General features: G+C 71.2%; 20 protein-coding genes. 13 read left to right on the top strand and 7 right to left on the bottom strand.

From position 1 onward, the window contains the following. Nucleotides 1-28 precede the first annotated feature (28 nt). From PWG71_RS08185 to PWG71_RS08170, 4 genes are all read left to right on the top strand, one after another. Nucleotides 29-763, top strand: coding sequence for a hypothetical protein (locus tag PWG71_RS08185; protein WP_274808951.1), 735 nt, complete (start codon nt 29-31; stop codon nt 761-763). A gap of 809 nt (nt 764-1572) precedes the next feature. Beyond that, complete coding sequence (locus tag PWG71_RS08180) at nt 1573-1854, top strand: hypothetical protein (protein WP_274808950.1); 282 nt, start codon at nt 1573-1575, stop codon at nt 1852-1854. Beyond that, nucleotides 1847-2899, top strand: a complete 1053-nt coding sequence (locus tag PWG71_RS08175; protein WP_274808949.1) for a polyprenyl synthetase family protein — start codon at nt 1847-1849, stop codon at nt 2897-2899. The genes PWG71_RS08180 and PWG71_RS08175 overlap by 8 nt, the downstream gene beginning before the upstream one ends. Before the next feature lie 18 nt (nt 2900-2917). Then, complete coding sequence (locus PWG71_RS08170; RefSeq protein ID WP_274808948.1) at nt 2918-4081, top strand: oxygenase MpaB family protein; 1164 nt, start codon at nt 2918-2920, stop codon at nt 4079-4081. Between the two features lie 184 nt (nt 4082-4265). On the opposite strand, the gene PWG71_RS08165 is transcribed toward PWG71_RS08170, so the two are convergent. Both PWG71_RS08165 and PWG71_RS08160 read right to left on the bottom strand, forming a co-directional pair. Then, nucleotides 4266-4868: a response regulator transcription factor gene (locus PWG71_RS08165; protein ID WP_274808947.1), complete on the bottom strand. Its 603-nt coding sequence runs from the start codon at nt 4866-4868 to the stop codon at nt 4266-4268. Next, nucleotides 4865-5977, bottom strand: a complete 1113-nt coding sequence (locus PWG71_RS08160; RefSeq protein ID WP_274808946.1) for a sensor histidine kinase — start codon at nt 5975-5977, stop codon at nt 4865-4867. The genes PWG71_RS08165 and PWG71_RS08160 overlap by 4 nt, the downstream gene beginning before the upstream one ends. A gap of 165 nt (nt 5978-6142) precedes the next feature. Between PWG71_RS08160 and PWG71_RS08155 the strand changes: the two genes are divergently transcribed. The 4 genes from PWG71_RS08155 (at nt 6143) to PWG71_RS08140 (ending at nt 9390) form a co-directional block, all read left to right on the top strand. Beyond that, nucleotides 6143-7027, top strand: coding sequence for an ABC transporter ATP-binding protein (locus PWG71_RS08155; protein WP_274809099.1), 885 nt, complete (start codon nt 6143-6145; stop codon nt 7025-7027). A 58-nt stretch (nt 7028-7085) separates the two neighbouring features. Beyond that, on the top strand, nt 7086-7802 hold the full coding sequence (locus PWG71_RS08150) for an ABC transporter permease (RefSeq protein ID WP_274808945.1): 717 nt from the start codon (nt 7086-7088) through the stop codon (nt 7800-7802). A 135-nt stretch (nt 7803-7937) separates the two neighbouring features. Next, nucleotides 7938-8576 (top strand): GOLPH3/VPS74 family protein, encoded by a 639-nt coding sequence (locus PWG71_RS08145; RefSeq protein ID WP_274808943.1) that lies wholly within the window; start codon nt 7938-7940, stop codon nt 8574-8576. A gap of 79 nt (nt 8577-8655) precedes the next feature. Beyond that, a complete protein-coding gene (locus tag PWG71_RS08140) occupies nt 8656-9390 on the top strand; it encodes a CPBP family intramembrane glutamic endopeptidase (protein ID WP_274808942.1) in 735 nt (244 codons plus the stop codon). A 135-nt stretch (nt 9391-9525) separates the two neighbouring features. Here the strand turns inward: PWG71_RS08140 and PWG71_RS08135 are convergent, their stop codons facing one another. Continuing rightward, a complete protein-coding gene (locus PWG71_RS08135; RefSeq protein WP_274808941.1) occupies nt 9526-10569 on the bottom strand; it encodes a pyridoxal-phosphate dependent enzyme in 1044 nt (347 codons plus the stop codon). A gap of 5 nt (nt 10570-10574) precedes the next feature. After that, nucleotides 10575-11372, bottom strand: a complete 798-nt coding sequence (locus PWG71_RS08130) for a methyltransferase (protein ID WP_342455948.1) — start codon at nt 11370-11372, stop codon at nt 10575-10577. Nucleotides 11373-11927: 555 nt separating this feature from the next. On the opposite strand from PWG71_RS08130, the gene PWG71_RS08125 reads away from it, so the two are divergent. Continuing rightward, nucleotides 11928-13916: a serine/threonine-protein kinase gene (locus PWG71_RS08125; RefSeq protein ID WP_274808940.1), complete on the top strand. Its 1989-nt coding sequence runs from the start codon at nt 11928-11930 to the stop codon at nt 13914-13916. Nucleotides 13917-14072: 156 nt separating this feature from the next. Here PWG71_RS08125 and PWG71_RS08120 read toward each other — a convergent pair whose 3' ends face one another. Both PWG71_RS08120 and PWG71_RS08115 read right to left on the bottom strand, forming a co-directional pair. Continuing rightward, complete coding sequence (locus PWG71_RS08120) at nt 14073-14702, bottom strand: GyrI-like domain-containing protein (RefSeq protein WP_274808939.1); 630 nt, start codon at nt 14700-14702, stop codon at nt 14073-14075. Continuing rightward, entirely contained in the window at nt 14699-15220 is a 522-nt protein-coding gene (locus tag PWG71_RS08115; protein WP_274808938.1) for a PadR family transcriptional regulator, read from the bottom strand. The genes PWG71_RS08120 and PWG71_RS08115 overlap by 4 nt, the downstream gene beginning before the upstream one ends. Before the next feature lie 271 nt (nt 15221-15491). Between PWG71_RS08115 and PWG71_RS08110 the strand changes: the two genes are divergently transcribed. Next, nucleotides 15492-16682 (top strand): NAD(P)/FAD-dependent oxidoreductase, encoded by a 1191-nt coding sequence (locus tag PWG71_RS08110; RefSeq protein ID WP_274808937.1) that lies wholly within the window; start codon nt 15492-15494, stop codon nt 16680-16682. A 10-nt stretch (nt 16683-16692) separates the two neighbouring features. Next, complete coding sequence (gene sigJ / locus PWG71_RS08105; protein ID WP_274808936.1) at nt 16693-17628, top strand: RNA polymerase sigma factor SigJ; 936 nt, start codon at nt 16693-16695, stop codon at nt 17626-17628. 112 nt (nt 17629-17740) lie between these two features. Here the strand turns inward: sigJ and PWG71_RS08100 are convergent, their stop codons facing one another. Then, complete coding sequence (locus PWG71_RS08100; RefSeq protein ID WP_274808935.1) at nt 17741-18883, bottom strand: epoxide hydrolase family protein; 1143 nt, start codon at nt 18881-18883, stop codon at nt 17741-17743. An 83-nt stretch (nt 18884-18966) separates the two neighbouring features. Here PWG71_RS08100 and PWG71_RS08095 point away from each other — a divergent pair, with 83 nt between their 5' ends. Both PWG71_RS08095 and PWG71_RS08090 read left to right on the top strand, forming a co-directional pair. Continuing rightward, on the top strand, nt 18967-19935 hold the full coding sequence (locus PWG71_RS08095) for a helix-turn-helix transcriptional regulator (protein WP_274808934.1): 969 nt from the start codon (nt 18967-18969) through the stop codon (nt 19933-19935). 276 nt (nt 19936-20211) lie between these two features. Further along, the gene (locus PWG71_RS08090; RefSeq protein ID WP_274808933.1) at nt 20212-20811 is read left to right on the top strand and encodes a DUF998 domain-containing protein; all 600 of its coding nucleotides are present in this window, start codon (nt 20212-20214) and stop codon (nt 20809-20811) included. Nucleotides 20812-20830: the final 19 nt, after the last annotated feature.

Raw genomic sequence — 20830 nt, 5'->3', positions numbered from 1 at the left:
GGCATGGAAGAAGTTGGTCTGTACCCCGATGTCCAACGACCAGGATCCTTGGATCGCCTGCTATCGCGCGCTGCTGCCGTGGACGAGGCGTTTCCAAGAGGGAGATTCGCACCGCGCGGTGAGGATCGCCGTGGAACGCTCGCTTGTCACGCTGTGGGGTGGGCTAGACCCGGAAAGACCGGCGACCGACGCTGACGTGCACGCGATCGTCGCCGCCTGCAACGCTTACCACCAGGGCTGGTTCGACGCCGTGATCGGCACCGAGGCCCGCCGCACCTGGCCCGACGGGGAGCGCTGGCCGTTTTCGTTGTGGGTATGGCAGGACTCCTCGCGCGGCCATGGCCGGGGCAGGGCCTTTCGCGACACGATCGGCGAGCACCTCGACTTCTTCGCGAGATTCCGGTTCCAGTCCACGTTGGACTTGGTCGGGTACGCCGAGCACGCTGCCCGGGCGGCGACGGGTGCCGCCCGGCAGCGGGCGGCTGACGCCGTTGTGGATGTGCTGGAGCAGGCCTGGACCCGGGTCGACGGATGGGGCTGGGATGACGCCGGCTGGTACGAGTACATCGAGGTGGAAGAGCTGGTCGGCTGGACGATGGCGGCCCTGCGGATTCCCGGGCTGATCCCGTCCGAGGCCGCCGAGCGGGTGTACCGGATCGCTGAGCAGGGCGCCTGGGACGGCTGGTCGGAATGGTCGTCGAAGAGACCGCCGGCTCCGTTCCTCGCCCAGGCGGCACAGGCCGTGGCGGACTGTGTGCGCTAGTGTCCCGGGATGCGTTCCCCAGGGGAACCACCGACCACGGCCCCGTCGAGGTCTGCGAGGTCGAGACCGACTCGTCCTCCTCGGCCCCGGTGGACCTCTCCCCCGCCCGACAGGGGTCGAACCCGCTCGGGCGAATCCGCCCGAGTCCGGCGTGCGATGGTCGCGGAAGTGACCGGTTCCGAAGGCCGCGCACACCACCGGGCACACGCGGGCGGTCATCACCGACAGGTCCCACCGATGTCCTGGATGCGCACCCATCCGGCGCTCGTCCGATCCCATTTCCGCACAGCGGCTTCAGGGGGGACCCAGAGCGAACATAACACACGAAAACAATTAAATCTCCCATATCGCTTTTATAATACATAAAAGTGAACGCGAATCCGGAAAGGATCCGCGCGGTCCGCATCACCCCCTCCCTCGATCGCGCCGGTCCGGGACGCGGCCTCCCCCGCATGTTTCGGACACGCCTCCCGTGGCATCCGCCCTGACGTGAACCCTGATCAGGCGCGACGACCCCTGAGGCATCGGGCGGCGTCATCTTCGCGGGGACACGGGCCGCCCCGGGCCCTCCCACACCCGAGCCTCCCTTCTCTTCGAATTGTCCGCTTCTTTCGCATTCCCCCTCCGCCGAACGCCGCCAAAGCGAACCAGATCCCATCATCGCATTGACAAAAGCGGTGATTGCAGAAGATGATCAATCGGCAGGGACCCGGGACGGATATCCGAATGCCCGGACAAAGTTTCATCCGGAGCTTTCGTCCGTTTCTTCGCCGCGGTCCTTTTCGTGTCGATCTGGAGATGGGGATGCCGTGGCGCACACCGGTGACGGTGCGAAGACCGACCACGTGGGCGAGTCGGTGCTGTTCGCGGCCGGGGTGGCCGACCTGGCGTTCAGCGGTGTCGGAGCGGCCCTGCGGAGAGCGAGGGCGCTGCTGGTCCGGTCGGACCTGGTCGAGCTGGCCCACGACGGCCGGGAGGAACTGAGGCAGCGGGGCCGGCTGGCGCTGCGACGGTACGCGCCCGCGTCCGAGTCCCACCTGGAACAGCTCGCCCGACGGGCCGCCTCCCGGCCCGGTCAGAGCGATGTCTGAGACCGAGGAGCAGATCCTGCTCCGTACCCGGGTGGACTCCGCGTTGCGGGAGTTCGCACGACAGGAGACGGGCCGGCTGCTCGCCATCGACGCCGACCTGACGCCGGTGGCCGAGCAGTTGGCCGTGGCGGTCGCCGACGGCAAGCGCCTGCGCGCCGCCTTCTGCTACTGGGGATGGCGCGCGGCCGGGCAGCCGGACAGCGACGCGCTGGTCAGGGCCGCCGCGGCGATGGAGCTGGTGCACGCGGCGGCCGTCATCCACGACGACCTCATCGACGAGAGCCCGATGCGGCACGGGGTACCGAGTGCCCATGTCGCGCTGCGCGCCGCGTTCACCGACAGGGCTCGTCCTCAGGCCGGGGGCCGCGCCCTGGCCCTGCTGACCGGGGACCTGCTGATGTCGTGGGCCGCGCAGCTGTTCCTCTTCTCCGGCCTGCCCGCGGCCTACCTGTCCCGCGCCCGCGAGCTGTGGTCGGTCATGACCAGGGAGCTGATCGCCGGAGAGTGCCTGGAGGTCCTGCGCACCGGCTCCCGGCCGGACACGGAAAGATCGCTCCAGGTGATCCGATACAAGACCGCCAAGTACACGGTCGAGCATCCCCTGCGCATCGGTGGCGCGATGGCCGGTGCTCCGGGCACGCTGATGGAGGCCTTCACCGCCTACGGGCTTCCCCTGGGGGAGGCGTTCCAGCTGCGGGACGACCTGCTGGGGCTCTTCGGCGATCCGCGACGCACGGGCAAGTCGAACCTGGACGACGTCCGGGGCAACCGGCCGACCGTCCTGTTCGCCGAGACCTGGTCGGCCGCCACCGCGGCCGAACGCCGGGAGCTGCGCGGTCTGCTCGGCCGACGCGGCCTGGACGGTGAGGGCCTGTCGAGAGTGCGGGCGATCACGCGACGCACCGGGGCCCTCGACCGTGTCGAGGAGATGATCGCCCAGCGCGTCCAGACCGCGACCACCGTTCTCGCCCACGCGGACCTACCGGCCGAGGCCGCCGCCGCGCTGTCCCACATGGTGGCCTCGGCCGCGTCCCGCCGGTCCTGACCCGTAGAAGGAGATCCCATGACCTGCACACCGGAGTCCATGGACGCGCTGCGTCTCCTGGGGGACGAACTCGCCGACGCGACGGTGGAGGCGCTCTTCGAACGCGGGGAGGTCGGCAAGTTCAACACCCTCATGCGCTACTTCTCCACGACGGGTCAGGATCTGCCCGACGGGCTACCGGACGTCGCCCGCGAATATCTGCGCGCCACCGCCACACCGCCGGCCTGGGTCGACTGGGGTGAGGTGGAGAAGGCCCGGCTGTTCTTCATCGACAACAACGTGCACATCTCCACCGCCCTGGCCTTCTCCGCGATGCCCGCCTGCTACGTCATCCCGCACGTGGCCAAGCTGCTCAGCGCCACCCACGCCCTGGAGTACCCCTCGCGGCGCATGGCCGAGACCGGGCAGTTCACCGTCTACCTGATGCAGCCCGACGCCTTCGAGGCGGGGAGCCGCTTCGTCCCGGCGGCCCAGAAGGTGCGTCTGCTGCACGCCTCCATCCGCTACCACATGCGCCGTGAGGGCCGGTGGGACGTGGCCGCGCTCGGCACCCCGATCTGTCAGGAGGACATGATCGGCGGCCAGATGATGTTCTCCCTCCAGGTCCTGGACGCACTGCACCGCCTGGGCATCCACATGTCGGTCGAGGGCGCGGAGTCCTACTTCTACGTCTGGCGCATCGTCGGCGAGATGCTCGGTATCGCCCCCGAACACGCCCCGACCGATCTGGACGGCGCCCGGCGGTTCTCCGACCTGTACATGACCAGGCACATGGGTCCCTCCGAAGAGGGGGCACGGCTGACCCGCCAGCTCATCGAACTCTACGAGGAGGTCGTCCCCGGAACCCTCTTCGACCCCGTGGTCGCCGCTCTCATCCGCTATCTCATCGGCGACACCTGCGCCGACTGGCTCCAGGTCCCGCGGACCGGCTGGGACACGGCCGTCAAGGTCTCCCCCGCCCTGCTCGGAATCTTCGAGCGCATCGAGGACCGCTCTCCGATGGGGGCGTGGGCCCTGGATCACCTCGGCAACCTCGTCACCCACCTGGAACTCAGCTCTCTCACCCGTGGCCGGGTCATGCAGTACGCCATCCCCGAGCGGCTCAAGGACGAGTACGGCGTCACCTCCACCGCCCATCGCACCGGCCGCTGGACTCCACCGCCCCTGACGCCCCACACCTGAGCGACTCCGACAGGCGCGGTCCTCCATCGCACCCGACACGGGACGGAGCCCTGGGAGACGCTCGGCCGAGCGTCTCCCAGAGCTCCGAGTGGCGGCCGACCGACTCGGCGCATCGCGATGACCGTGGGAATCCGCCGACCGCACCGGGGCACGAACCGCACCCGCCGGGGCCGGGCCGGGACCCCTACAGCCAGTCGTGCTCGCGTGCGTACCGCGCCGCCTCGTGCCGGGTGCGGGTCTGGGTCTTCTGCATCGCGTTGGACAGGTAGTTGCGCACCGTGCCCTCCGCCAGGTGGAGGCGACCGGCGATCTCCGCGACGGAGTACCCCTCGCCGGTCTCCCGCAGGACGTCGACCTCCCGGTCGGTGAGCGGGCAGTCGTCGATGACGGCGAGCGCGGACACGTCGGGATCGACCCACCGCCTGCCCTCGTGCAGGGTCGCGACGACGGAGGCGATGTGCGACGGCTCCGCCGACTTGGTGACGAATCCCTGGACGCCGAGTCTGAGCGCCTTGCGGAGCACGCCGGGCCGGGCGTGGCGGGTCAGCATCAGGATCACCTGGTCCGGCAGCTCACGGCGGATCTCCGCGACGGCGCCGAGTCCGTCCACGCCGGGCATCTCCAGGTCGATGACGAGCACGTCGGGGCGGTGGCGCAGGGTGGCCTCCACGGCCCGCTCACCGTCCTCGGCCTCGGCGAGCACGGTGATCTCGCCCTCCAGGGGGAGCAACGAGGCCAGCGCCTTGCGGAGGAGTGCCTCGTCGTCGGCGAGCACCACGGTGGTCATCGGTCGTCCTTCCGCTGCGGCAATGTCGCGGCGGTCAGGAACCGCCCGTCCTTCTGCTCCACCGTGAGTGTGCCGCCTTCGCGTTCCAGCCGCTCCCGGAGGGTGGAGAGTCCCCGGAGTTCGGGCGGTCCGTTGTCCGGCGCGCCGTCGTTGTCGATGATGATGCCCGCCCTGGAGAGGGTGACCCGCACCCGCTCGGACTGGGCGTGCCGCAGGATGTTGGTCGTCGTCTCCCGCAGGACCTGGCCGAGGAGCTCGGCCGCGCGGGCGTCGACCTCGGCCTCGCGGTCGACGCGGACGTCGATGCCCGCGGCCTCGAAGAGGTTCTTGGCGTTCTCCAGCTCCGCGGACAGGTTGAGCCGCCGCTGCGCGTAGGCCAGCTCCTTGGTCTGGGCGATGGTGTCGCCGACCAGGGCGTGCACCTCGCCCAGTTCCCCCTCCACCCGGTCGATGTCGCCGTGCAGCAACTTCCGGGCGAGGGCGACCTTCAGCTTCACCACGTGCAGGGTGTGGCCCTGGATGTCGTGCAGGTCACCGGCGAAACGCACGCGTTCCCGGGCCACGGCCAGCTCGGCCTCGCGTTCCCTCGACTCCTCCAGCTCCGTGATGAGGCCGGAGACCAGGTGGCCGAGGAAGGTGAGGACGAATCCCGTCACGGCGACGCTCGTGGAGCCGACGGCGTACCGGACCAGCACCCCGAGAAGGTCCTGGGACTCCATCGACAGCCGCACCGCGACCACGGCGACGGCGACGGCGACCAGCCCCAGAGCCGCCGCCCGGCGGTGGCGCGGCAGCCGGAGGACGACGATGGTGCCCACCACTGAGAGGCCGTAGGAGGCGGAGGACTCGTCCATCACCAGCACTCCGACGGTCCACACGGCCGCGGCGACGGCCAGGCAGGAGAGCACCACACGGGAGAGGCCCCCCACGGCCCACCCGGAGACGGACACCAGGGCGGCCACCAGACCCAGCGCCAGGACGACGGACTGTTCCCAGCTCTGGGCGTTGTTCGCGATCAGGAGCGCGCCCACGGCGGAGAGCGCAGCGGACACGAGGTTGAGGGTGAGACTGCGCAGGAGCTCTTGCTTGACCTGGGCGGATTCGCGCACGGATGGGGCCCTCCGGTGTCGGGCTGCGGGGTCCGTCCCAGGATTCTCCCAGCTTCGCCGCGCCACCAGTGACGCCACGTCATGACCTCACACGGGGAAAAGTCATGGCGGAGTGGTGACGTGACCGCACTGCCGGACGGGAGCGCCGACGGCTGGAATGGTGACATGTCCTCTACACCGGTCATCGACGTCGAACGTCTGAATGTGAGATACGGCGATTTCCACGCCGTGAAGGACCTGTCCTTCCAGGTACGGCGCGGGGAGTTGTACGCCCTGCTCGGCACGAACGGGGCGGGCAAGACCTCGACCCTGGAGACCGTCGAGGGCCACCGACCCGCCACGTCCGGCACGGTGCGGGTCTTCGGACGCGACCCGCGCGACCGCGGGTCCGTGCGGCCCCGGACGGGGATCATGCTCCAGGAGAGCGGTTTCTCCCCGGACCTGACGGTGCGGGAGTCGATCCGGCTGATCGGAGGGCTCACCCGGCGCACCGACCGGGTCGAGCGCCTGCTCGGCGTCGTCGGCCTCGAACACAAGGCCGACACCAGGGTGTCCCGGCTCTCCGGCGGAGAGAAGCGGCGGCTGGACTTCGCCACCGCCGTGTACGGAACGCCGGAGCTGATCTTCCTGGACGAGCCCACCACCGGTCTGGACATCCAATCCCGGGACGACCTGTGGGACGCCGTGGACCGGCTGCGCGAGGACGGCTCCACCGTCGTGCTCACCACGCACTACCTGGAGGAGGCCCAGCAGCGCGCCGACCGTATCGGGCTCATGCACCAGGGGGTGTTCCACCGGGAGGGGACCGTCTCCGAACTCACGCGGACGCTGCCCGCCACCATCCGCTTCTCCCTTCCGCTCTCCGCGCCCGAGCCGCCACCGCCGGCCGTGGGCGAGGGCGAGGGCAGGTTCCTCATCGAGACCCCCGGTCTCCAGAAGGACCTGCACGTCCTCCTGGACTGGGCGCGGGACCACGCGGTGGAGCTGCGGGACCTCCAGGCCGGACCGACCCGGCTCGACGACGTCTTCCGCGCCATCGGCGAGGAGTAGACCGCGCGTCCCCTCATCGCCCGCTCTTTCGAAACCTCCAGGAAAAGGGACCTTCGCCATGCTCGCGATCGCTCACGGTGAGCTGATCCAGATCTTCCGTAACCGGCTGGTACTGGTCACCATGCTCGTCATGCCCGCGGCGGCCAGTGCGTTCTACATCTACCTGCACGATCGCATCCCCGGGCTGGCCCTCGGCACGGTGGCCGCTGTACTGATGTTCCTCGTGGTGGTGATGGGGCTCTACACCACAGCGGTGACCACGCTCGCCTCCCGCCGCCAGAACCTCTTCCTCAAGCGGCTGCGCTCGACCGCGGTGGACGACGCGCGCATCCTCACCGGGCTGCTGCTCCCGGTCACCGCCATCACGGTCGTCCAGGTGGCCGTGGTCCTGACCGTGCTGTCGATCGTCGCCGAACCGCCGGCCGACCTCCTGCTCCTGGTGGCGGCCACACTCGCGACGGTCGTCATGATGCTCGGCCTGGCGCTGGCCACGGCCGGGGTGACCAACTCGCCCGAACACGCCCAGGTGACCACCCTGCCCGTCCTTCTCGGCGTGCTCGTCGTGTCCGGCTGGGTGGGGTTCACCGGAACCGAGGAGCTCACCCTGCTCAAGCGGCTGCTCCCCGGCGGGGCGGCGGCGGAGCTGGTCGTCGACGCCTGGGACGGCGGCGTCCCGGTCGCGGACTCCCTGTTCCTGCTGGCGCCCACCCTGGCCTGGGTCGTCGTCGCCGTCGGTCTGGCCGCCCGGATCTTCCGGTGGGAGCCCCGCCGCTGACGGCCTCGGCGACACGCCCGTGGACGTTCGGGTGAGCGCGGTGCGGACACGGAAGTATCGACGCGAGTCGGCGGACGCCCGGGCCGAGGGCGTGCTCCACACGGAACGGATCCCGAGGAACCCGAGAGGGGCACCATGGACATGACCCTGCCACAACGGCTCTACCTGCTCACCTACGACATCGACGGGAACCGGTTCGACCCCGTCAGCACCCCCTACCGGGGGCATCTGCTGCGCGCCGCGGCGCTGACCGAGCTGATCATCGGCGGCCTGCTCCGCGACAACGGCGGCAGGGCCGAGCGCACCGGCCGGACGCCGGACGACCCGTTCCTGGCCGACGTGCTGTCCGGTCTGTCCCCGAACGAACCGGGCCATTGGATCAACGCCGTCCCGGACCGGGAGTGGAAGGCCGAGACGACCGTCCGCGAGCAGCTCGTCGCGAACGGGTCGATCACCGTGGTCCGAGGCCGGGTGCTGGGGATGTTCCCCTCCCGCAAGGTCACCCTCGACCACCCCGAACGGGTCCGTCTGCTGCGCGAGCGCACGCGCGACGCGGTCCTCGCGGGCCGCGAGGCGGCCTCGGTCCCCATCGAGGACGCGGCCCTGGCCGCGATCGCGGTCGAGGGGGACGTCTGGACGGTGTTCACGCCGGCGGAGCGTCAGCGGCACCGGGCCGAGGTCAAGGCGCTCCGCGAACGTTTCGAGGCCGAGGTCCCCGGGATGCTCAACGCGATCCTCACGGCGGTCGTGAACCGCAGGGCCGGCACCTCCTAGCCGTACCGACCCGACACCACGCCACGCCGGATCCCGGCGGGGCGATCGACGAGATCCGGAGAACAGGGAGTCCACCGTCATGTCCACGGATCACCCCGCCCGTCCGCAGAACCACGACGCCGTCGGCGACGCCTCCCCGGTGCGACCGGGGTGGACCGAGATCGTGGTCGGCCTGCTCGCGCTGTCGATCACCGTGGTCGCGCTCGTCCTCCTCGGGCCGGCCGGTCCCCTGGACCCGGACCCGGTGACGTTCGGGCTCATCACGGCCGCCTGGTCGGGCATCGCCGGGCTCGTCGGCTTCGCCGCGGCCTGGGCGGTGCGCGTCCGCTCGCTCGGCGCCTTCGGGGTTCGTCGCACCACGTGGCGCTGGATGCTCATCGGCGCGGGGTGGGGCGTGGTCGCGCTCGTCGTGAAGGGCGCCGTGATCCTCGCCATCACCGCGCTGACCGGGTTCGACGACGACCCCCAGGGCATGTACTACGACGCGGCCGGCGGAGGCGGGCTCGCCCTGGTCCTGACCATCCTGTTCCTGGCCGTGCTGACCCCCATCGGCGAGGAGTTCCTCTTCCGCGGTGTCGTCACCAACGCCTTGCTGCGCTACGGGCCGGTCGTCGGGGTCCTCGGCGGCTCGGCGATCTTCGCCGTCTTCCACGGCGTCAACATCATCCTGCCCGCCGCGTTCGTGGTGGGCGTCATCGCCGCCGAGGTGATGCGTCGCAGCGGTTCGGTCTGGCCCGCGGTGGCCGTCCACTCCGTCAACAACCTCGCCCTGCCCCTGCTCGTGCTCTTCACCGGGTTCACCGGCCCGGCCTGATCCACCGCGGACGCCGACCCGGCGGGGGTGGTCCGGGGGCGGGCCGGTGGCGCCCGCCCCCCGGGGCATCGGCGTGGCCGACGAACGGGCGCGGCCGCGGGGAGGGATGCCGCGGCGACGTCCGGTGCCGGCGGGTCAGGGGGATCCGCTCGGTGCGCGGACGGCCACCGGTACGGCGTCCCGCCACGAGGCGGACAGGGCCGTGCGGTCGGCGACCGACCAGGGCAGCGCGATCCCGTCGCTGTCGGCCACCTCGTGCGGTGACAGATCGGCGATGCCGGGGACGTGCGCGTGCGCCGCGAAGGCCGCGCGGACGTAGCGGTGACCCGTGTCCGGAGCGAGGAACACCACGGTGCGCCCCGCCGTGCGCCCGCCCTCCCACCCCGCGGCCAGGTAGGCCGCTCCGGCGGACAGCCCGGCGAACACGCCGCTGTCCCTCAGCAAGGCCACCGCGCCTGCTCGCGCGTACTCGAACGAGACCCAGTGGATCCGGTCGTACAGTTCGTGGCGCACGTTGCGGAACTCGATCGAGCTGCCGATACCGGCGATGATCATGTCGGGGTCGGCGGTGTGCTCGGCGTTGAAGGTGACGCTGCCGAAGGGCTGGATGCCGACCAGCTCCACGTCCCGTCCCGCCGCCCGCAGGTAGCAGCCCAGGGCGCCGGTCGAGGAGCCGGTGCCCACACCGCTGACGATGGTCAGCGGCCCGGTCGGCACCTCTCGGTCGAGCTGTTCGGCCACCTCGCGGTAGCCGACGTAGTGGATCGCGTCATGGTACTGGCGCATCCAGTGGAAACCGGGGTTCTCCAGCAGCAGCCTCCCGACCCGCTCGACCCGCCGGTTCTGGTCCAGCATCAGGTCGTCCGACGGCGGCATCTGTTCGAGGGTCGCGCCCAGGACCTCCAGCTGTACCCGCAACGTCTCGTCCACCGTGCTGGAGCCCACGATGTGGCAGCGCATCCCGTACCGGTGGCAGGCCAGCGCGAGGGCCAGTGCGTAGATGCCGCTGGAGCTGTCCACCAGTGTGTCGCCGGGGCGCACCGCCCCCGTGTCCAGCAGATGACGCACGGCGCCCAAGGCCGAACGCACCTTCATCACCTCGAACCGCAGGCAGACCAGGTCGGGAGCGAGCCGGATGCAATCGGGGTCCGCGATGGCGTCCGCGTAGTGCTCGTGCACGGTGCTCAGTCCTCCCCACCGGGACGACCGCCCGGGCGGCGCAAGGCGAACAGATAGGTCTGCACGTCATCGCCGGGCCAGTCCTCGACGTGCACGACCTCCGCGTCGAACCCGGCCCGCAGGCCCAGCGCCACGATGTCGCGCAGCGGTGCGGTGTTCGACAGGATCAGGTACACCACTCCGCCGGCGGCGAGCAGGTCCCTGGCCACCAACTGGTCGAAGAACCGGGTCGCGATGTCGCGGCCCAGGCACAGGTTGCGCACGATCTCCGGATCGTCCGACAGCGGCAGTTCGATGGCCGGCGGGTTGAACGTGACGACGTCCACCTGCTCCCCGCCGGGGAATCCCTCCCACACGTCGGTCACGAGTGGGACCAGTGGTGGTCCGTCCGCGCCGACGATCCGCTCGTAGTGCCGGGTGGTGGTGCGCACGCTCTCCGGATGCACGTCCAGCGCGTAGACGACGCTCGCGCCACGGACTCCGGCCACCACGGCCTCCACGCCCAGGCCCGCACCCATCGCGGCGTAGCGCAGGCCGGCGACCGGCAGCGTCCCGTCGAGCAACCGGGTGTGCACCAGTCGGCTGGTCTCACCCGGGTGGAACACACCCGGCGGCAGGTCGAAGTCCCAGCCGTTCCAGGTGTAGGCGCGGTGCTCGTGGATGGCCCGGCCGGGGTCGTTGATCGCCCGGATCTCCTCGGCGGACAGCGTCTGTGGCAGCAATCCGTGCAGCTCCCAGCCGGTGGCGGCGCCCGGTCGGACCGGTGTGCCGGTCCTGTTGGCCGGAGAGGACGGTGAATGCACGGTCGTTTTCCCTTCGGTCGATCACCGAGGCCGCCCATGATCCGACGAGCCCCGCGTTCGCACTGCCCATCCCGCCGGCACCCGAGCCGGGGGCGACGGGCGATGACTTGATGAAAACGATTATCAGTATTAGCACACGGAACCCAGGCGGTGAATACACACATGGTCACCACTCCGGCACTATCCGCCACCCATGACCGGCTGCCAGGGCCGATGCCGATCCCGTCCCGCCGTTTCCAGGAACCCATCCGGGCGGGGTGCTCCCCCAGGGTCGGCCCCGGCCCCGAACGCCCGCGATCCGCCTGGCATCGTCATGTGTGCGCCGGGGCCCGTCCTCGGCCGCCTCGACGGCCGGATGTGGCCGATGAGGTCGCGACCCCTTACCCCGCGCGGGTTCGCACACCAGAATCCGTACCGTGTTCGAAGCGGGCCCCGTCCCTCCCCGTGGCGGCCCCGGTAACGGCGAGCGGTCCACGGACCGCTCCCACCCGCGACACCGACCAGTCCCGGAAGATCACCCGACCGCTCTTCCCCATCCGACAAGAGGCCGACGCCGTGGAACCCCTCCATCCCACCGACCCGCCGCGCATCGGCGGGTACCGACTCACGGCACGCCTGGGCGCGGGCGGTATGGGCCGGGTCTACCTCGCCCGCACCACCTCGGGACGACTGCTCGTCGTCAAGGTCGTCCATCCCGAACTCGCCGGGGAGGAGGGTTTCCGCGCCCGGTTCGCCCGGGAGGCCGAGGCCGCCCGCCGGGTCGGGGGCTTCCACACCGCCCAGGTCGTGGACGCCGACCCCGACGCCGACTCCCCCTGGATCGCCACCGCCCACATCAACGGACCCACCCTGGAGCAGGCCGTCCGGGCGGACGGCCCCCTCGCCCCGCCCGTGCTCCACGTCCTGGCCACCGGCCTCACCGAGGGTCTCCAGGCGATCCACGCCTGCGGCCTGGTCCACCGCGACCTCAAACCGGCCAACATCATCCTGGCCGAGGACGGCCCCAGGATCATCGACTTCGGCATCGCCCGTCCCGTGGACGCCGACAGCATGACCACCCGGGGCGCGGTGTTCGGCACCCTGCCCTACATGTCCCCCGAACAGACCGACGGCTCACGGGTGGGCCCGGCCTCGGACGTGTTCTCGCTGGGCACCGTGCTGGCCTACGCCGCCACCGGCACCGGGCCCTTCTCCGGCACCACCATGGCCGAGACCCTGCGCCGCCTGATCTCACCACCCCCCGACCCCGGCGACATCGACCCCCACATCCGGGACCTGATCACCCACTGCTGGAACCACGACCCCGCCCAACGCCCCACACCCGAGCAGATCCTCACCCGCTTCGAACACCACGGCCTGGAAAGCGCGTGGCCGGTAACGACCGTCGTGGTCCCGCCGGCCGGCACCACCGTCCGGAACCCGTCACGGCCGACGGTGTCGGAAAGCCCGGAGGGCGAGCCCGCGCCCGCACCGTACGAACCGCGCGCCGGGGTTCCGACCCGGGCCGAGGGAGGGGACGGCACGGATCGACGGGGCCCCGAGGACCCGGGGTCCGCTCGGAACCCCGGGCGGACGGGCGTCCTCGGTTCGATCGCCGTGATGGGCGTCTTCGCGCTCGTCGTCGGCCCGGCCGTCCTGGACCTCTCACAGTCGGAGACGAGCGGGTCCGAGGGATCCGAACCCGGCCCGTTCATGGTCATCGAGCACGGCGACAGCGTACGGTCCATGGCGTTCGCCCCCGATGGTGCCACTCTGGCCACCGGCGAGGGGAGGACCGTCGCGTTGTGGAGCGTCGACTCCGGCGAGCGGATCGACGTGACCGGCGACGAGGAATGGCTCGGCTCGGTGGAGTTCACCTTCGACGACGGCACCCTGTTCCTGGAGAGCGGCGAGACCGCTCGACTGTGGTACGCCGACACCGGGGAGGAGACCGTCACCCTTGTCGGGCACTCGGGTTCCAATCGGCCGTCGGCGCTCGGTCCCGACGGCGCCACCCTGGTCAGCGCCCACGCCGACGGTTCCGCCCGGTGGTGGGATGTGGCCACCGGCGAACGGATCGGTTTCACCGGACACGGTGAGCACGGGGTCCACCCGGTGGCCTTCGGCCCCGACGGCACCACACTGGCCACCGGCCACGCCGATGGCAACGCCCGGCTGTGGGACGTCGAGACCGGTGAGGGGATCGCCGACTTCACCGGACACGACGGCCTCGTGAAGCAAGTGGTGTTCAGTCCCGACGGCACCATCCTGGCCACCGGCGGAACCGACGGTGTCGTACGGCTGTGGGACGTCGGCACCGGCGAGCGGATCGCCGACTTCACCGGGCAGGACGAACCTGTCGGCTCGGTGGTGTTCGGCCCCGACGGCACGACCCTGGCCATCACCGGCAACAGCACCGCACAGGTGTGGGACATCGACACCGGCGAGCGGATCGCCGAGTTCACGGACCACACCGGTAGCGTACGGTCGGCCGCGTTCAGCCCCGACGGCACCACCCTGGCCACCGGTGACGACCGCACCGTGCGGCTGTGGTCGCTCGACTGAGCACCGGGGCGGGAACGTCCCGGGCGTCGCCGCCGAAGGCGCGTCATCGTCCCCCTCCGCTCGGAGGACCCTCCTCTCCATGGTGACGCGCCGGCGGAGTGGAGGAGCGCGCGTACGTCTCAGGCGGCCCGGGCCGCCCGAGACGTACGGCCCGTGTCAGCCGCCCGGGGTGGCGGTGCGGACCGGCTGTCTGAGGATGGTGCGCAGTTTCTCCGGAGCGACCTTGCGGAAGTCACTGAGGTAGATCTCGTGGTGTTTGCCGGTCATGCGCAGCCCGTTGTCCGGGATGAACGCGTGGTGCATCCGCGTGAGCACGTCCGCCTCGTCGTCGAACGAGCCGACGTGCAACGTCTGCGCGCAACGGCCCTCGGACAGCGACTCCAACCGGAGGTCGTCCAGGCGCGCGGGCCGGTTCTTCGCCCCGGCGCGCTCGACGGCCGCGGCGAACATGCCCTGGTCGGCCCAGTCCGGGACCATGATCATCAGCGTCCAGTCCCATAGCGACTTGTCGCGCGCCGCCGTGAAGGCGTCCATGTCCTCGGCCCACCACAGGGCTTCCAGGGGCATGACGACGTGGTCGCGTCCGAGTTCCCGCTTGCTGGCGAACTTGAGCTTGTAGGCCACCGGGTAGAGCGTCTCGATCGCCTCGGCGAAGGCGCGGGTGTTGGGATCCCCGTGGCCGTCGATCATGAGGTACCGCAGCTTCGGGACCTCCACGATCCGGAACAGGCCCTGTTTCGCCTGATAGGCGTCGAGGGTCTTCTTGAAATCGATCTTCTCGGTCATTCGGGCACCTGGGCTCGGGCTGCGAGCCACGACCTTTCCGCCTCCAAGAGGCTCAGCGAATACGAGAACACCTCACGCGCCGCCATCTCCAGGGGCGCCTGCGCGCGTTCGACCTCCCGGATCACGGCGATGCGCTCCTCCACCCGGGCCAGCCTGACGCGCAGGGCCCCGACGTACTCCTCCTCGGAGAGCAGCGGCAGGTTGGCGATGCCCACCAGCAGCGGGTGCGGGACCGGCCGCGCCTCCTCGATGAGGGCGAGCGCGCCGCGCTCGGCGACCCGCCTTCCTTCGGGGGTGGCGTGGAACACCCGGCGGGACTTCGCCCCGCCGGCGGCCTCCGGGACGTGGACCAGGCCCCGCTTCTCCAACTTGGTGAGCAGGTAGTAGATCGAGGAGAACCCGATGTCCGTCCACTGGCGGATGCCGCGTCGCTCTATGACCTGTTCCAGGTCGTAGCCGTGCCGGGGGTGTTCGATGACCAGGCCCAGGAGGGTGAGTTCGGCGGGTGTCGGCTCCATGACGCTATTCTAGCACTAGAATATGGCGCCGGGGGATCCGCCCGAGCCGTCGCGTCGGGGCGGGCCCACGGGGCTCGGGCCGCACCGGATCCGGCGGGCCCGCCGACCACGGAGCACCCGCGCGGAACACGCCGCGGCTCGGGCGAGCGGCCCACCGGGGTCCGCCCCCGCGCAACCGACATCTGATAGTGACCCAGGTCACATTCACGCCCTGTCAGGGATCCGGACGCCGTCTCGTTCAAGGGGCGAACGAACAGACAGGGAGAAGAACATGCGACACCGCATCATCGTCCTCGGAGCCGGATACGCGGGCGCCTCCTCCGCGGGACGCCTCGCGCGTCGTCTCCATCCCTCCGACGTCGAGATCACCGTCGTCAACGCCGAGCCCGACTTCGTCGAGCGGATGCGCCTGCACCAGCTCGCCACCGGCCGGGAACCGCGCCGACACGGGCTGGCGGAGATGTTCGCGGGAACGGGGATCCGGCTGCGGTCGGCACGCGTCACCGCCATCGACGCCGACCGGCGGACCGTCACCGTGACCGACGGCGAGGACACCGACCGGCTGGCGTACGACACCCTCCTCTACGCGCTCGGCAGCACCGCCGCGGACCACGGGGTCCCGGGCGTGCGCGAGCACGGCTTCCACGTCGCGGACCGGCCGTCGGCGCTGCGCCTGCGGCGGCGTCTGGAGGAGTTGGGCGAGAACGGGACGGTGTTGGTCGTCGGCGGCAACCTGACCGCGATCGAGGTCGCCACCGAGATCGCCGAATCCCGCCCCGGGCTACGGGTGGCCCTCGCCACCAGCGGCGAACCGGGCGGCTGGATGGGCTCGAAGGCCCGCCGTCACCTGATGCGCGCCTTCGAGCGGTTCGGCGTCGACGTCCACGAGAACACCACCGTCACACGGGTCGAGGCGACCGGCGCCATCGCCGCCGACGGCACCTCCCTGGCCGCCGACGCGGTCGTATGGGCGGCCGGTTTCGCCGCCCACCCCATCGCCGCCGACGGCGGACTCCACGTCGAGGACGACGGCCGGATCACGGTCGACCGCATGATGCGGTCGGTCTCGCACCCGGAGGTCTACGCCGCCGGTGACGGTGTCCACGTCATCGGCGACAACGGGCGGACGCTGCCGATGTCCTGCGCTTCGGCGGGGTTCACCGGGATGCAGGCCACGGCCGCGATCGTGGGGGACCTGACCGGTCGCGGGATCCCGGAGAAGCCGCTGGCGTACCTCGGCAACTGCGTCAGCCTCGGGCGCGGGGACGGGATCTTCCAGGTGGTCGACGGCGAGGCGCGATCGAGGCCCTGGTCCCTGCGCGGCCGGACGGCCGCGTTCGTCAAGGCGTTCGTTCTCCGGGGCACCGCGTGGAACATGAGGAACCCGACCTACGGGCTGCCGACCCGCAGGTACCGCCTGGCCGCCGCGCCCGTCCGCTCGACCGAGGCGGTCGCCGACTAACGTGGCCCTCATGGACGCCGTCGCCGTGGAGCTGTTCGAGGCCAACCGGGGCCGGTTGGCCTCGCTCGCGTACCGTCTCCTCGGCTCGGCCGCCGACGCCGAGGACGCCGTGCAGGACGCGTTCCTGCGCTGGCAGTCCGCCGACCGGGGCCGCATCGAGGTGCCCGAGGCGTGGCTGACCACGGTGGTCACCAACCTGTCCCTCGACCGGCTCCGCTCGGCGAGGACGCGACGCGAACGCGCGGTCGGCGCCTGGCTGCCCGAACCCCTCCTCGACGGCGACCCGATGCTGGGCCCGGCCGACACGGTCGAGCAACGTGAGTCGGTCACCCTGGCGATGCTGATGCTCATGGAACGCCTCTCACCGGTCGAGCGGGCCGTCTACGTGCTGCGCGAGGCCTTCTCCTACAGCCACGCCGAGATCGCCGGGATCCTCGACATCACCGAGTCCGCGAGCCAACAGCACGCCCACCGGGCCCGGCGCCGGGTCGCCGCCGAGCGCAAGCGCGACGAGGTCGATCGTGTCACCGCCCGCCGCATCGTCGAGGCGTTCGTCGACGCCGCCTCCTCGGGTCGCACCGAACGGCTGGTGGCCTTGCTGGCCGACGACGCGATCGCGATCACCGACGGCGCCGGGCTGGCCCGGAAACCGTTGTGGTACTCGACCCCCGAGCGGATCGCCGTCGTCGCGCGGGCCGGTTTCACGTCGACTCCGGCGAAGCGGAGGCTGATCGGCGGGTCCCCCTCGATCCACGCCGACCTGGTCAACGGGTCCCCCGCCGTGATCGCCGTGTTCGAGGAGCGGGTGCTGGGCACGGTGGTCCTGGACGTGCGCGACGGCAGGATCGCGGCCGTGCGCGGCATCGCCGCGCCGCACCGTCTCGGCCGCCTCACGGAGGAGTGGCGTCGGCGGGAGCACGACGCCCCCCTCATCGAAGCGTGGTGAGGGCACGGGCCCTTCGCCTTCGGGTGACCGCGCCGGGGCGCGACCGGTCTCTGGCGGGCGCACGCGCCGGGAGCGGGCCCGGCCGTGGCCGGGCCCGCTCCGGGTATCGGGATCAGAGGGTGCGGAGCGTGGCGAAGAAGGCGCGGATGTCGCCGACCACGACCTCGGGCACCTCCAGGGCGGCGAAGTGTCCCCCCTTCTCGAAGCGGTTCCAGTGGACGATGTTCGTGTTGTCGCGTTCGGCGAAGACCCGGATGGTCTGGAAGTCGTCGGCGAAGACGGCGACCCCGGTGGGCGCGTGGTTCACCTTCGGCTCCTCCTGGGCACGCGCGTTCTCGAAGTAGCCGTGGCTCATGCCGGAGGCGGCGTTCGCGAACCAGTTCACGCTCACCTCAAGGAGGATCTTCTCCAGGGGCACGAGCGAGGTGCCGTTGCCGAAGGAGTTGAACAGCTCGCTGTAGGCGAGCAGCCCCACCGGAGAGTCGCTGAGGCCGACCGAGACGGTCTGGGGACGGGAGGCGTTCATGGTGTTGTAGCCGCCCACGGACTGGAACCACTGCATGTGCGCCAGGCCGGCGTGGTCCCGCGGCTCCAGGCGCTCGAACTCGGCGGGGTCGCCCGAGGGGAACGAGAAGAGCTGGAGGACGTGCAGGCCGAGGAAGCCCTCGGGGTTCGACAGGCCGAGTTCGCGGGCGACCATCGCGCCGTTGTCGGAACCGTGCACACCGTAGGAGTCGTAGCCGAGTCGGCGCATCAGGGTGTCGTAGGCGGCGGCGACGCGGGCGGTGGTCCAGCCGGCGGTGAGCGGCTGGGAGAAGCCGTACCCCGGGGCGTCCGGGATCACGAGGTGGAAGGCGTCCTCGGCGCGACCGCCGTGGGCGACCGGGTCGATGAGCGCGTCGATGAGGTCGAGGTGGTCGACCGAGGAACCCGGGTAGGTGTGCGCGAGCAGCAGCGGCGTGGCCTCGGGGTGGGGCGAGCGCACGTGCATGAAGTGGATCGTCTGTCCGTCGACCTCGGTCGTGAAGTGCGGTACGGAGTTGATGCGCGCCTCGGCCGCGCGCCAGTCGAAGTCGAGCCAGGCGGTGACCGCCTCGCGCAGGTAGGAGTCGGGGGTCCCGGCCTCCCAGCCGTCGACCGGGGAGGGCTGGGGCAGGCGGGTGCGGGCGAGGCGCTCGCGGAGGTCGTCGAGTTCGGCGTCCAGGACGGTGACGGTGAAGGGACGGATCTCGGTGGAAGCGTTGCTGTTCGTCATGTCTTCGACTGTAGGGTTCCATTAGGAAGACATCGTTCCTCATGGATCACGTGAGTTCGGAAGAGTTCGAAAGGGGCGCCCGGGTGCCCGATGCCGCCGCCAGGCTCCTGTCCCTGCTGTCCCTGTTGCAGTCGCGACCCGACTGGCCGGGTCGCGAACTCGCCGAACGGCTGGGGGTCAGCGGACGCACCATCCGCAACGACGTCGAACGGCTCCGAGAGCTCGGTTACCCGGTGGACGCGACCCGGGGGTCCGCGGGCGGGTACCGGCTCGGGGCGGGCGGCAGGATGCCGCCGCTGCTGCTGGACGACGAGGAGGCCGTCGCCGTGGCCGTGGGGCTCCGCCTCGCGTCGGGAGTCTCCGGTGTCACCGAGGCGGGTGGTCGTGCGCTCGCCAAGCTCGAACAGGTGCTGCCCGCACGGCTGCGTCCGACCGTGGAGGCGCTGCACGGCACGATCGAGCGCGCACCCGAGAACACCGACACCGACGCACCCGACCCCGAGGTCGACGCTTCCGTGCTGCGGACGGTGGCGGCCGCCATCCGCGACGTCGAGTGGCTGCGCTTCGACCACGAGGGCGAGGACGTGCCGCGGCTCGTCGAACCGTATCGGCTGCTCAGCTGGCAGCGCCGCTGGTACCTTGTCGCGCGCGACCCGCACGACGGCGAGTGGGGCACCTACCGCGTCGATCGGATGACGCCGCGGATGCGGACCGGGCGGCGTTTCGAGCCGGTCCCCCCGCCCGGTGGCGATCACACGGCCTTCGCCATGCGCACGATCGCGGCGCACGGCTGGAAGGCGCACGCGAGGCTGCGCGTCGACGCGCCCGCCGACGAGGTGCTCGCCCGTGTCAATCCGGCGGTCGGGGTGGTCGAACCGATCGATGAGGCGAGCTCGGTGCTCGTCACCGGTGCCGACAGCCTCGACACCATCGCCGTGTACGCGGGCATGCTCGGCATGGACTTCACCGTGGAGTCGCCGGCCGAGCTGGTGCCGCTGTTGCACGCGCTCTCCGAGCGGTACGCGCGATCGGTGGCGGGCTCGGAGCCGTGATGCCGGGGCCACCGGGCGGCCCGGTGCCGCCGTGCCGGGCGGCCCCCCGAGCGTACGCGCGAGGGGTCGCGGGACCGAGACCATGACGGCGAGGCCACCGGCCGACCCGGTACCGCCGTACCGGGGGAGTATCCGAGCGGTACGCGCGAGGGCCCGAGGTCCGACCGAACGTCCTCCGGGGCGGCCCCGGCTCATCGGCCGTACGAGAGATGTGGATATGTTCATGGCGCGCGGGATCCCACCCCCACCGACCCCCCGACGCCTTCGGAGGCCGCGATGACCGCCCTGCTGTGGCTGGGCGCCCTGGGCGCCTGGACGTTCGTCGTCGTCTTCTCGATCGACGGGTGGACCCGGCCCGGGTACCACCCGGTCCGACACCCGGTCAGCGCGTTGGCGCTGGGGCCGCGGGGCCGGTTGCAGGCGGCGAACTTCGTCCTGTGCGGCGCGGCGATCACCGCCGGGGCGGTCGCGGTGGCCGGAACCCTGGACAGCGGGGTGCTCGCCCTCGCCATCGGGGTCTTCGGCCTGTCGCTGATCGCGTCGGGCGTGTTCCCCATGGACCCGATGCGGGGCTACCCGCCGGGCACCCCCGACGGCACTCCGACGGAGGTGTCCGCGCGCCATGAGCTGCACGACCGGGCGGGGGCGGTCGTCTTCCTCTCACTGCCGGTCGCGGCGGTCATCGCGGCGTTCGCGGTTCCCGACCTCGTGTGGAAGTGGTACTCCGGGCTGACCGGGATCGTCACGCTCGCCCTGTTCTTCGCGTTCGGGCAGGCCTGGGAGAACGACTCCCCGCGCACCGGCCTCCTCCAGCGCGCGACGATCGTCGTCGGCTGGCTCTGGCTCGGCCTGCTGTTCGCGTACGCGGCCCGCTAGCGACCGGGCCGGGCGCGGC

Origin of the sequence: Nocardiopsis sp. N85 (assembly GCF_028882275.1) — a bacterium.
GTDB classification, from domain to species: Bacteria; Actinomycetota; Actinomycetes; order Streptosporangiales; family Streptosporangiaceae; genus Nocardiopsis; species Nocardiopsis lambiniae.
Note: the sequence above shows the minus strand (reverse complement) of the source record. Positions and strands in the feature narration are given on the sequence as shown.

Excerpts from the sequence above, each read along its gene's own strand:
- PWG71_RS08140 (WP_274808942.1), top strand. The coding sequence starts at position 8,656 with ATGTCCACGGATCACCCCGCCCGTCCGCAGAACCACGACGCCGTCGGC.
- PWG71_RS08185 (WP_274808951.1), top strand. The coding sequence starts at position 29 with ATGTCCAACGACCAGGATCCTTGGATCGCCTGCTATCGCGCGCTGCTG.
- PWG71_RS08115 (WP_274808938.1), bottom strand. The coding sequence starts at position 15,220 with ATGGAGCCGACACCCGCCGAACTCACCCTCCTGGGCCTGGTCATCGAA.
- PWG71_RS08100 (WP_274808935.1), bottom strand. The coding sequence starts at position 18,883 with ATGACGAACAGCAACGCTTCCACCGAGATCCGTCCCTTCACCGTCACC.
- PWG71_RS08170 (WP_274808948.1), top strand. The coding sequence starts at position 2,918 with ATGACCTGCACACCGGAGTCCATGGACGCGCTGCGTCTCCTGGGGGAC.
- PWG71_RS08155 (WP_274809099.1), top strand. The coding sequence starts at position 6,143 with ATGTCCTCTACACCGGTCATCGACGTCGAACGTCTGAATGTGAGATAC.
- PWG71_RS08090 (WP_274808933.1), top strand. The coding sequence starts at position 20,212 with ATGACCGCCCTGCTGTGGCTGGGCGCCCTGGGCGCCTGGACGTTCGTC.
- sigJ (WP_274808936.1), top strand. The coding sequence starts at position 16,693 with ATGGACGCCGTCGCCGTGGAGCTGTTCGAGGCCAACCGGGGCCGGTTG.
- PWG71_RS08110 (WP_274808937.1), top strand. The coding sequence starts at position 15,492 with ATGCGACACCGCATCATCGTCCTCGGAGCCGGATACGCGGGCGCCTCC.
- PWG71_RS08120 (WP_274808939.1), bottom strand. The coding sequence starts at position 14,702 with ATGACCGAGAAGATCGATTTCAAGAAGACCCTCGACGCCTATCAGGCG.
- PWG71_RS08165 (WP_274808947.1), bottom strand. The coding sequence starts at position 4,868 with ATGACCACCGTGGTGCTCGCCGACGACGAGGCACTCCTCCGCAAGGCG.
- PWG71_RS08150 (WP_274808945.1), top strand. The coding sequence starts at position 7,086 with ATGCTCGCGATCGCTCACGGTGAGCTGATCCAGATCTTCCGTAACCGG.
- PWG71_RS08175 (WP_274808949.1), top strand. The coding sequence starts at position 1,847 with ATGTCTGAGACCGAGGAGCAGATCCTGCTCCGTACCCGGGTGGACTCC.
- PWG71_RS08145 (WP_274808943.1), top strand. The coding sequence starts at position 7,938 with ATGGACATGACCCTGCCACAACGGCTCTACCTGCTCACCTACGACATC.